Raw genomic sequence first — 12,268 nt, forward strand, 5'->3', positions numbered from 1 at the left:
TTATAACTAACTAAACATTGAATCTGAAGTGAATAATATCACCATCTTTGACAACATATTCCTTACCTTCCATGCGAAGCTTTCCAGCTTCTTTAACCTTGGCTTCTGATCCATTAGAGATAAGATCATCATAGTGATAGATCTCTGCCTTAATAAAACCTCTTTCAAAATCAGTATGGATTACACCTGCAGCCTCTGGAGCTTTTGCACCATTTTTAAAAGTCCATGCTCGAACTTCTTTTACACCAGCAGTAAAGTATGTACGTAGACCAAGCATATTATATGCTTCATGAGTAAGAGTTTCTAAACCAGAAACTTCAATACCAGCAGCTTCCATAAAGTCAGCTTTATCTTCTTCACTATCTAGAGCTGAGATTTCTGACTCAAGCTTTCCACAAATTTTAATTGCACGTGAGCCTTCTTTTTCTGCGAAGTCTTTAACGGCCTTAACATATTCATTATCTTCACCAACACTGTCTTCATCAACATTACAAAGGTATAAAGTTGGCTTTAAAGTGATTAGGTTAAGATCACGGATTAACTCTAAGTCATCCTTATCTAATTCAAGAATACGAGCTGCGAATCCTTGCTCTAAATGAGCAACTAATTTCTCAAGTACAGGTACTAGCATTTTAGCTTTTGAAGAAATCTCTTTATTTTGATTCTTCATAAGTTTTGGAAGATTTGCCTGCTTTCTTTGAACGACTTCAAGATCAGCAAGTGCAAGTTCCATATTGATTGTTTCAATATCATCAACTGGATTAACTTCACCGTGAACATGAACAACGTTTGGATCGTCGAAACAACGAACAACGTGAACAATTGCATTTACCTGACGAATATTTCCAAGGAATTGATTTCCAAGACCTTCACCTTTTGAAGCTCCTTTTACAAGACCTGCAATATCAACAAATTCAACTATTGTTGGAATAACTTTTTGTGGACCGATAATTTCAGCAATCTTAGATAAACGCTGGTCACCAACATTTACAATTCCGATATTTGGCTCAATCGTACAAAATGGAAAGTTAGCAGCTTCAGCTGGAGCTGAAGTTAATGCTTGAAAAATAGTCGATTTACCGACATTTGGAAGTCCTACAATCCCGCAATTAAGGGCCATTACTTATCTCCTAAATCTAATAACTTTTTCTTCTTATAACGCTGTATCGCTGTTTTGAAACCATTTTTTACATAACATTCAACAGCTTTTGAAGCTTTTTCTAAATAATCGTCAATAAAGTCAGCTTCAGCGCCGTGATAACGACCCAAAACCCAGCTAGAAACATCTCCATGGGTTGGACGACCAATTCCCATTCGTAAACGTTTAAAATTATTATGACCTAATTGTCCTGCAATGGACTTAAGTCCATTATGTCCAGCTAGGCCACCACCGTCTTTAAATGCGATCGTTCCCCATGGTAAATCTAATTCATCGTGAATAACTAAGATATTTTCTGCTTCAACTTTAAAATAATTAGCAAAAGGAATCACACTTTCACCACTTAAATTCATATATGTTTGTGGCATCAGTACATAGAATTTGTCTTCATCTGTTTCAAATGATGACCAAATGCCCTTAAACTTCTCTTTAAAATTCAAGTCCTTAACAGGCTTGATAAAATTCATAATATCCCAGCCAATATTATGCCTGGTACCTTTATATTCAGAACCTGGATTACCAAGCCCCACAATTAAATAATTCATAATTAACCCGTTTTATAAAAATAATGAACTAACAGAGTCGTTATTAAACGTTCGATGTATCGATTTGGCCAATATTTCAGCTACCGACACTGAAATTATCTTACCACTATCAATGGCCGCCTTGCTCAATGGAATTGTATTTGTGACCAACACCTTTGATAAGGCATCAGATTTTGTAATTCTCTCAATTGCAGGACCAGAGAAAACAGGGTGTGTCGCACAAGCAACGACACTCTTTGCACCATTTTCCTTTAATGCATTACACGCCTCAATCAAAGTACCAGCAGTATCAATCATATCATCGAGAATAATGCAGTCTTTTCCTTTTACATCACCTACTATATTCATGGCCTTGGCCACATTCTTTCCTGTACGGCGCTTATCAATCATCGCAATGTCACACTTACACTTTTTAGCATAGTGACGAGCGCGTTCAACTCCACCAGCATCAGGAGAAACAAAGATTGTATTATCACCAACTAACTCTCGCTTTATATGACCAACGAGAACTGGTGAGGCGTAAATATTATCAAAAGGTATATTGAAGAAACCTTGAACCTGGCCTGAGTGAAGATCCATTGTGATAACACGTGAGGCACCTGCTACAGTGATTAAATCACTGACCAACTTTGCTGAAATTGGCGTTCTTGGTGAGACCTTACGGTCTTGGCGACAGTAACCATAGTGTGGGATTACGGCGGTAATAGAAGCTGCTGAAGCACGCTTAAGTGCATCAATCATAATCAATAATTCCATCAAGTTGTCATTTACTGGAGCACAAGTTGATTGAATAATGAAAACATCAGCTCCACGAACATTTTGTTCGATTTCACAGAAAGTTTCACCATTTGCAAATTTTGTTACTTGAGGATCAACAAGGGGTACATCTAAGATTTTTGAAATATCGGATGAAAGTTTTGGATTTGACGTGCCTGATACAAGAACGATCCGTTTCATGATCTCTTCCCTTTCTCTGATCCGTGAGAAAAATGGTTGGGGTAGAAGGACTCGAACCTTCGAATGGCAGAATCAAAATCTGCTGACTTAGCCACTTGTCGATACCCCAACAATGTCGATATGTATGTAATATATAAGCTAATATCTTTTTTTTGACAAGATATTTTTAAAAATCGGCAATTATTCACAGGCTAAAGATGCAATGCGCTGGCCAGAATATAGGATAATTTCCTGATACAATCTGAACGCGGTCGTACTCCCGTATAATCTCAAACCTTTTTTATTGGCACGACTTCCCTCATATCCAACCCAAATGGTGAAAAGATCATGGCCATCGTATCCCACAAAGAGATTATCAAAACCATTATTAGATGTACCTGTTTTACCAAAGAAGTGCTGATCTCTAAGGGCCGGCTTTACCATGCGTCTGATAGTAGTTTTTCTAGGATCGGCCAAAGCTTCATATACTTGAGAGCCTTGTTCACATTCTTTTTCTAAAAAGTCGCGATAAACTTGGTGCAACTCATGTACAGATAACTCAACAGCTCCAAGTAATTGAGCTGGATATTGCGACAGCGGAGTCTTTATATCTGCAATACGTGATTTAAGATCCTCTTCAACTTTTTCAAAACCAATATCCCTTGCTAGCCTGACAATGGGATTATTAAGGGATTCTTGTAAAGCCTGAGAAATTGGATATTCACTAGCATCTGGAGTATGAGACTCAGATGGTGTCCATACACCACTTATAAGGTCTAAAGTAACTGGCTCAGTTGAAACGAGATCATCGATTTTATAACCATGCTGTAAATAAATTTGATACAAGACAGGCTTTAAGGTTGAACCAACACCATGCCTTTCTTCTAAAAGGGCCTTTTCTACATTTCTCTCAAACTTTGAATAATAAAAGGTTTCTTTGTCTTTTGGCCCAAATGATATTTTAACAGCTAAATTCTCTTCTATTTTTTTAAGGTCTTCTAAAAGACCCTTGGATGCTACGACAGTTTTAAAGAAACGATACTCATTCAAGTCCTTATCTTTATTTTTACGTGTCGTTGTAAGATAGATTGCTTCATAAAAACCTTTCTCTTGAAAGTCTTTTAGTCCCTGCCTCCAGCGATCCCACTTTTCATCACTCCATTGATAAGACTCATTTGAATCAAAGAGATTTAAATCCTGTAGTTTATTGAAAATGAAATTAGCTCGTCCCTTTAATCTCTCTGTTCGGTATATAGGATGGTAATACCCAGGTCCCTTTAACATCGAAACAAGAATGGCAGATTCATATGGATCAAGCTCTGAAATAGGTTTATTAAAATACAGCACCGCTGCAGTATGAACACCTTTTACCCTGACACCACCAAGACTTCCCCAAAAAACCTCGTTAAAATAAGCTTCTAATATATCTGACTTCTCAAATTTAAAATCGATATATACAGCAAGAATTGCTTCTTTAATTTTTCGACTAAAGGACTTTTCATTAGTGAAATATATATTCTTAACTAATTGTTGTGTTAGAGTTGATCCTCCCTGTACAAGGGCACCTGCTTTAATATCAGCAACGATTGCACGCAGGATTGAAATATAATCAATCCCAATATGATCGAGAAATCTAAAGTCCTCAATTCCAATAAGACCTTTAGATAGAATAATTGGAATATTATAAAATGGAATTTTATACTGTAGGCAACGATTATAGTGGCAATTATTATTTCTTAGAGCTTTTAATTCAAATGTTTCATTAATACTTAAAATTCTTTCATTGAAGTTTTCAAATTTATTTTTAAAAACAGATGTGAACCTTTCGTCATTTGAATTTGCTTTAAAAAACAAGAATTCATCTTTAACAATAAAGCTGCCTTCTTCAAAAATAACAGATTTTTGCTCATGCTCACTTAGCTTGCCACTAATGACCTGACTTAAGTCTGCGTCATTTATTGTTTTAACGACAAAAATGACACACAATGCAACAAACGGCACTGATAATAGCAATAATATCTTTAATCGTTTTAAAAGCATTTAAGAAAACACCTATTTTTTTGACGTTACATCAAGTCATCTTATATTATTTCATTACAATTTAATCCAATTATAAAAGGAATAACAACTTATGTTAAAGAATTTAAATAAGGCCGCAATTCTTGCCACTTTAGCGTCAACTTCTTTCGCACTACCAATTGATTGGCATGGTGAACTTCAAACAGATATGCACTCACTTGGAGATTACAATCGCTCAGTTACTCAAACTCCTGGTGCAGTTACTAACGGTGACCAAGCTTTTGATATTGGAGATGCCGATCCAGATTCAGCTAATTTTCAAACATATATTTTCAAGTTACAACCAACGATCATTGTAAATGATTCGACGACGATCAATGCAGAATTAACTTCTGGTTATGGTTACGGTGGAAACTTTGGTGACTCATCAAATGATGGCCGAACAAAAACTGGAACAACAGATGCAACAACAACTGGTTCATTTGCTAATGCTCGTTATTCTTTCAATACAGTAACAAGTAATGAAATCAACCTGACTCAAGCAAATGCAGTATTCTTTTCAGACACAGCAACTTACACTGTTGGACGTCAGAAATTTAACTGGGGTCTAGGTGCTGTATATAATGATGGAAGTGCAGCTGGTTCTCGTTTTGCATCAATGAGAGATGGTATAACAATTGATTTTAAAATCGGTAATTTTAAATTCTCTCCATACTACTCAAAAATCAAAGCAAACAATCTAACTAAAACAGGTCGAATCAGAGAGATGGGTATTTCATTACTATATGAAAATCTAGACCGTGAATTCACGTTTGGTGCTTTATACAACAAGAACACATCAGGTGGTTCAACATCAGTATTTGCTGATGTTGACGGTGACGGAACTGCAACAGAACTTGGTTCATCTAGTGTAACGATGATTGACCTTTACTTCAAAAAGACTTTTGGAAAATATACAGTAGAAGCTGAAGTTCCATTAATGTCTGGGGATATGGGTGAAATCTATCCTGGTGTAACTGATACAGAAGTTGATGCTCAGGCATTTCTTTTAAATAATACTTATAAGTTAAATACAAACCATTCCCTACATTTAGATGTTGGTATGGTTAGTGGTTCAGAAGCTGACAATCAAACTTACGGGGCCATGTACCTTAATCCAAACTTCCAAGTTGCGAATATCATGTTTCGCTATAACTTAGGTGCAATTGGAGATACAACTCAAAACGTTTTTAACTCATCAATAACAAATGCAACTTATGCTAAGTTTGCCCATCGCTATGACTCAGGAACATGGTCTTGGACAAATTCAGTTATTTGGGCAAAAGCTGATCAAACTGCAACGGCCGGATCAGATGCTATTAACCACGAAAAGAATAAGAGATTTACTGCCGCTGCAAATCAAGCGGATGATCTAGGTTTTGAAATTGATTCAAACTTTTCTTACAAGTGGAATACTTCAGTATCGATTAATACAAATATCGGTTACTTCTTTGTTGGTGACTATTACGCCTTCTCAAACATGGCAACACCAAATGAAACAAATGACACTTACTTAATTTACATCGGTGCAGATATAAAATTCTAAAAAACAAAAGGCTCCTTTAAGGAGCCTTTTTTATTTCTTAATTTGTAATTTAATTATTGCCAAGGATTTGACCAATTACCAGAACTTGGCGACCTTGCTTGATTACCCATTAGATTAAAGTTCCCCTGACCATTCCAACCATTAGATGTTTGAAAGTTTGTTTGTCCAAGTCCACCTAAGTCTAAATTAAACCCTGGTATACCATTAGAGTAACTTGAAGTATCTCCAGTCCAAAGATCAAAAGGGCTTCCTGAAGAAGCAGATGCTAATTGTGATTGAAGATTATTAAGCTGAGTTGTACGGTAAATATTATTAAAGCGACCAAGAGTACTTCTCTGTTCAGAGATCGCACTTCCATATCTATTGTTAAAATATGAATTATAATCGCTCATACTATTTTGTTTCCACCCCATATATTGATTATAAATATATGGTACATAAGTACTTTGAACCGTCATACAATCTTGATAATTCCCACCAGAAGTACAGTAACTACTTACTAAATCTTTAGCATATGATTGAATATAATCATCATAAGCACTTAACTTAGCTTGTTGTTGCTGACGATCCTTCGCTGCTCTTTCTTGTAGACCTTGAATGATCTTTCGACGTCTAGCAAGTGGTGATTTATCTCCAGCTCTTAGTAAAGCCTCATCACCCCAGTCAGCAAGTGTCCCTCTTTCAAGTCGACTAATTGCTTTATCACTATTTGTCTCTGCCTTATCAACAGTTCTCTTATTTGCACCCTCAAGTTTTACATTAGAAAACTCTTGAGCATGAATAATTCCAGTTAAAACTTTACGTCCTGAAGTTTGCATATTTTCTTCACGTAGGGCCGCGATAACACGCTTATATTCAGCACCATTTTCATTTTGACGATTAAATTTTGCAATAAGATCATTTATCTCTTGAATTTTATCCGTAATTTGATCCTTACGTCTTTCATCTTCAGTACTTTCACCAAGCTCATCATATTCAGTCATTAGATGCTCTAATTCACTCTTAAGAGCTGGGATTAATTCTTTTGAAAACTTATTCATATGATTTGCATACTCGCGTAAAAGTTCTTTACGCTTATCTCGGCTAACACCATATTCATCACCGTTTTCAATATCTTCAGCAGATGGAGCAATATCTCTTTCGATTTCCTCCATTCTTGTAACCATTTCTTCAACTTCATCTTCAATTAAAGAATGCTGAATTCCTGAAAGAAGTCTTGTTAAATCATCATAGTTACCACCAGATGAACTTCTTAATTTCTTTAAGCTATCTGCAATATCCGTTAAATTCTTTCCGTTACACGCAGCAATTGCTTCCTCACGTAGGTCGTATTCTGGTGTCGTATTTGCCATAATTTTTCTTTCTGCTGGCTTTGCAAAGTCCATACAATTAAAACTCGGCTTAGAAAAAGATGTATGTTGTGCAACAGATGCTAAACCAAATGGCATATCATCACGATAATCTAAATCTTTATTTGTTGAAGCAATAACAAGTTCTGAATTTCTTGATTGATCAATATTTGGGTGATCAATTGTAATACGTGATGGAGATGCAAGGTGTCCTTTATCGATAAGATTTTGAACCTTAAAGAAATTTGGATCGCCACCGGCCAAGTGATTCATACACTTTTCATATTCTTTTTCAATTGAGTCACTTCCAGCAGGATATGCACTTGAATCAACTTGAACATCAAATTTCAAGTAAATATTATTATCGACAGGATTGGTGATCGCCTCTGCACTAATATCTGAAATACATGCTGATACTCGTGTTGGCATATCAATGATCACTTTACCATTTGCAACAGTAAATTTTGGAGTATTCCCCAAAAGAAGAGTTTTCATAAATCCGTAAGATACAGCATTATCTCTTCGACATTCAACTGTTGTCGATCGGCTCGATGGCCCAACATCAACGCTACCAGTGGTAGAAGTATTACTGCTTCCACTACCAATCGAGCTCGTTCCAGTGAAAACAACTTTTGCACTGGCCGGTACCATTAAAAGTGAACAAACTAATAACTTTAACTGAATTGCTTTTTTCATAAATTATCCTACTTAATTCATCGCTTAAGACATATCGGATAATTTAGGAATTACTTTAAAGACAAATTAATTCAAGTTGTAAAATCAGGTACTTACTAAAACAATAGATTTACTTTTTCTTGAACTTCTTCCCCTTCAATAGAAACTTGAGCGCTTTCACGTTGATCATTTCGCTCTTTAAATTTGATATACTCTTGTCTTCTCTCGGCAATGGACTTATTCGCTGAGTTTAGTAGATAGTATGTTGGTATTTCTATAAGGTATTTATATGTTGAATTCTTTACTTCTATATATTTTGGAAGTGTATAACGACCATTATAAGTAACATAACTTCTAGGAACAATCGTATAAACATCATCACTCATATGTAGTTCCAAGAAGACTAATTGATGAGTATCATTTTTAAATTCACCCTTAATATTGTCTAAGTTTATTGACCAGACAAATTCACGGTTTCGCTTTATCAACTTAAGATTATTTGTTCCACGATATAATGACGAATTCATTATATTTTTAATTTCTGCCTGCTTTTGTTCACCATCAGCATCAAGCGGAGAAACAGGAGCGGCGGTATTAACATCCTCATATTCCTTAACTTTCTCTTCGTACTCTTTCTTCTTAACAAGAAACTTCTTATACTCTTCAATAAGGGATGCTTTATCTTTATTAATTAGTTCAGAATTAGATTTATAATTTTCCTCTATTGATTTAAAAATTTTATTAAAACCATAAGAACTATTAAACGTGTAACTTAAAATCAAGCTCTGAAGAATATTTTTAGTATTATCATTTGTTAATAAACCCTCTATCCTTGTCGCCTTCTTAATATCACTTACGGCTCCAACATCATAACTTCCATTCTCATATTCAACAGCAATCATCTTTTTAAAGTCATCTTCATTTTCTGATGAAACTAATAAATATTTAAAGAAATTTGTATTAACTTGTGCCGTATCATCATTAAAGTCTGAATCAGCAGCCGTTCGCTTTACGATTATATGTGCAACAACAAGTTCCTTATCTAGTTCATGATTTGAAGGATTTCTCATAAGACCTTCTAATGAGGGAATTGAGGCATAAATATGTGTACTAAATAGTAAAAGCGAAAAAATTAAAACTTTCATAAATCTCCTAATTAATACTGATAATAATACCAAAAAATATGAGTCATGTAAGTTGAATTTCAAATAAGAACAAAAGACCGACAATATCAATCAGGCATATAGATGTGACGAATTTTAAAATTACCTTTATAATATTTCTAAGTTAACAAGGGTATTACATGAGCAAATTAGTAAAATTTATATCACTATTATTAATCATTCAATTAAGTGCAAATGCAAAAATATTAGACTACAAAACGACGCGTTTAAAGTCGACAGGTGGAGCTGGTGTTGCCTCACTTCTAATGGATGAAGCAACTGTCTTAAACCCGGCCCCTATTGCATTTTTTAATATGTCTTCAGTTTATGTTGAGAAATCTTCTACAGACAATAAAGATCTTGAAGAAAATAATTTAAAAGGCTCTTCAAATTTAGCTGTAATTGCCTCTGATAGTTCAAAGGCTCTAAAAGGATCTCTTTCATACGTTAAGACTAAGAAGAGTGACGAAAATTACAAACAACTGTCTACTTCATTTGCTTCAACGGTTGGCCCTAAGTCGTCTCTTGGTTTTACATATCAAGATATAAAAAGAGTTGATAACTATCTAGGAAATATAGAAAAGAATGAATACTCACAAGTTAATATTGGTGTTTTTCATGCAGTCACATCAAGCCTATCACTAGGTATGGTTGCAATGGATCCATTTAAAAGTTCTGAAAATGGAACGAAAGCAATTCTTGGAATGCAGTACCAATATGGAAAATTTATTTCCCTAATGCTAGATGCCGGTGCTGATTACACAACAGAGCTCTCTGAGCGCTCTCTTGTAAGAGGTGCTATCCAATTCAATGTTCTTTCTGACTTTTATATAAGAGCAGGTATGTTTGACGATAAGATTGATATGCAATCAGGTTCTGGATTTGGAATAAGCTGGATTCAACCTAAGTTAACTTTAAACTTTGCCATGTCTAATATCTCTGTTGATGAAGATGCTTTATTAAAACAAATAGCTGAAGAGATCCAAGAAACTTCTTTTTCTCTTTCATATCGCTTCTAACAATCGGTATTAATCATGAGCAATAAAAAGAAAGATGACGGTGAAGTTGAAGAGTTAAATGAAGGCGTCAAGAATGCATATGCCGAAAGATTAAAAACTCTTAAACAAGCACTTGATTTTGTTGCTAAAAATGACCTCCCAAAAAGTGTTGAAAAGTTTAAACACTACCTGGGTATATTGGCCGCATACAATAGAACAGACGAAAAGCATCTAACACCAAAGATGTTTGATCCAGAAAGAGATGTTGCAGAATTGCTACTTGTAAGCCAGGCTTACTGGAACCTTGCAAAGTCATATGATAAAAGTCCTCGATTAAGACAAGAATCGGTTAGATGCTTACAACAATTTATTAAGTTTTCTATTGGGTATAAATATCAACATGCTAATGCACAGTTAATAAAAAAATTTTTAAGGTCTGGACAGGCACATAATAAAAAAGCCTTTCAACAGGCTTATGAAAAAATCAATGTTAGATCAAAGAATTGTTACTTAGCAACACATGCTTATCCAGAAAATGAAGACTTATTAAACACACTAAGGGCCTTTAAAGTTAAGCTAGCAAAGTATAGTGCGGGTATTATTTTTATTAATCGTTATTACGATTACTCACCATATATCGTGAATTCTTTTGAACGTAATAGGTCTTTAGATTTTGTATTTAATAAGTTATTTTTAAGGCCAATAATTTATTTAATCTATAAAGTAGTAAAATGAATGTAGTTAGAACCTTAATCACAAGAGAGTGGCTAAAATTCTTTGCCTCTTCAGCACTATCACTGCTGCTGTTAATTTCACTTGGAAACCTTATTACAGGCTTTTTACGTGAAACAGTAACAGCTCAAGAGGTACTACTTGGATATATAATTCAACTACCAAGCTTCTTAATTAAAGTAATTCCAATCTCTTGTTTAATTGCGAGTCTTTTTTCTATTAATAAGTTAAAAAGTAGAAACGAGCTTGTGGCCATTTTTGCGGGAGGATACTCTCGTCAAAATTATCTTAAAGATATACTTACAACCTCTATCTATGTTGCATTATTTCAATTTATCTTAAGTGGTTATATAAGCCCTTATATAAATTCGAGAAGAGCAAATATACTTGAAAATCCTGATGAGAAGTTTAGAGTTTTTCAAAAGAAGGGCCTTTCATCTTCCACAATTAAATCAGGAAAGATTTGGTATAAATCACCAAAGTACTTTTTCTCATTTGCAAATTTCGATCGTAAGACCAATACACTTAATGATGTAACTATTTATCATTACAATGATAATAAACAGCTTACAAAGATCGATACATTTAAGATGTTAAGTTATGACTCAACAACACAGCGTTGGTGGCCAAATGAAGGGATGAGCTACGATGATCTTGAAACTCCTTCATTTCCTAAAATTGATGCCCATGAATTACCCATCAATCTTGACGAGAGCCTAGAGGAATTCAATAAGATTGAAGCAGATATCTCGACACTAACCTTTTTGCGACTTTATGAATATATCTCACAACTAAATAGCAATGGTATCAATGTTAATGAATATCTCGTAATGTTCTACATGCATATTTCAGAAGGGCTTATTTGTATTATCTTTGCTCTTATTGCGGCCACTAGTATCTTTAATCCAAATAGAAGAAATAGTTCATTTGGTCGCAGTGCTGCATTTATTTTTGTCTTCACAATACTCTACTGGTTAGTACAAACTTACTTTTTAGAACTAGGACGAAACCTAAAAATTAACCCATTTTTAGCAACTTTTACTGTCCCAGCACTATTCATCCTCTTCATTGCCATTATTTTCTATAAAAACAGGCGCTTAACCTAAG

At 34.7% G+C, this 12,268-nt stretch carries 10 protein-coding genes and 1 tRNA gene; 4 read left to right on the forward strand and 7 right to left on the reverse strand.

The genetic code is table 11. The annotated features are described in order from the left end of the window. Positions 1–10: 10 nt before the first annotated feature. The 5 genes from ychF to BALOs_RS14905 form a co-directional block, all read right to left on the reverse strand. On the reverse strand, positions 11–1,120 hold the full coding sequence (gene ychF, locus BALOs_RS14885) for a redox-regulated ATPase YchF (RefSeq protein ID WP_114705957.1): 1,110 nt from the start codon (positions 1,118–1,120) through the stop codon (positions 11–13). Beyond that, positions 1,120–1,704 (reverse strand): aminoacyl-tRNA hydrolase, encoded by a 585-nt coding sequence (pth, locus tag BALOs_RS14890; RefSeq protein ID WP_114705958.1) that lies wholly within the window; start codon positions 1,702–1,704, stop codon positions 1,120–1,122. Before pth ends, ychF begins: the two co-directional genes overlap by 1 nt. 12 nt (positions 1,705–1,716) lie before the next feature. Then, entirely contained in the window at positions 1,717–2,664 is a 948-nt protein-coding gene (locus tag BALOs_RS14895; protein WP_162929729.1) for a ribose-phosphate pyrophosphokinase, read from the reverse strand. 30 nt (positions 2,665–2,694) lie between these two features. Beyond that, positions 2,695–2,770: transfer RNA gene (locus BALOs_RS14900), tRNA-Gln, on the reverse strand. 71 nt (positions 2,771–2,841) lie between these two features. Continuing rightward, positions 2,842–4,680: a transglycosylase domain-containing protein gene (locus BALOs_RS14905; protein WP_114705960.1), complete on the reverse strand. Its 1,839-nt coding sequence runs from the start codon at positions 4,678–4,680 to the stop codon at positions 2,842–2,844. A 91-nt stretch (positions 4,681–4,771) separates the two neighbouring features. Between BALOs_RS14905 and BALOs_RS14910 the strand changes: the two genes are divergently transcribed. Then, a complete protein-coding gene (locus tag BALOs_RS14910; RefSeq protein WP_120405610.1) occupies positions 4,772–6,244 on the forward strand; it encodes a hypothetical protein in 1,473 nt (490 codons plus the stop codon). A 53-nt stretch (positions 6,245–6,297) separates the two neighbouring features. Here BALOs_RS14910 and BALOs_RS14915 read toward each other — a convergent pair whose 3' ends face one another. Both BALOs_RS14915 and BALOs_RS14920 read right to left on the reverse strand, forming a co-directional pair. Next, complete coding sequence (locus tag BALOs_RS14915; RefSeq protein ID WP_120405611.1) at positions 6,298–8,289, reverse strand: hypothetical protein; 1,992 nt, start codon at positions 8,287–8,289, stop codon at positions 6,298–6,300. Between the two features lie 95 nt (positions 8,290–8,384). After that, entirely contained in the window at positions 8,385–9,413 is a 1,029-nt protein-coding gene (locus BALOs_RS14920; RefSeq protein ID WP_120405612.1) for a hypothetical protein, read from the reverse strand. Between the two features lie 158 nt (positions 9,414–9,571). Between BALOs_RS14920 and BALOs_RS14925 the strand changes: the two genes are divergently transcribed. The 3 genes from BALOs_RS14925 to BALOs_RS14935 are packed head-to-tail and all read left to right on the forward strand — an operon-like array spanning position 9,572 to position 12,267. Further along, positions 9,572–10,450 (forward strand): hypothetical protein, encoded by an 879-nt coding sequence (locus BALOs_RS14925; RefSeq protein WP_120405613.1) that lies wholly within the window; start codon positions 9,572–9,574, stop codon positions 10,448–10,450. 15 nt (positions 10,451–10,465) lie between these two features. After that, the gene (locus BALOs_RS14930) at positions 10,466–11,164 is read left to right on the forward strand and encodes a hypothetical protein (protein ID WP_120405614.1); all 699 of its coding nucleotides are present in this window, start codon (positions 10,466–10,468) and stop codon (positions 11,162–11,164) included. Further along, positions 11,161–12,267, forward strand: coding sequence for an LptF/LptG family permease (locus tag BALOs_RS14935; protein WP_114705966.1), 1,107 nt, complete (start codon positions 11,161–11,163; stop codon positions 12,265–12,267). The genes BALOs_RS14930 and BALOs_RS14935 overlap by 4 nt, the downstream gene beginning before the upstream one ends. Position 12,268: the final 1 nt, after the last annotated feature.

Source organism: Halobacteriovorax sp. BALOs_7, from assembly GCF_003612895.1.
GTDB lineage: Bacteria > Bdellovibrionota > Bacteriovoracia > Bacteriovoracales > Bacteriovoracaceae > Halobacteriovorax_A > Halobacteriovorax_A vibrionivorans.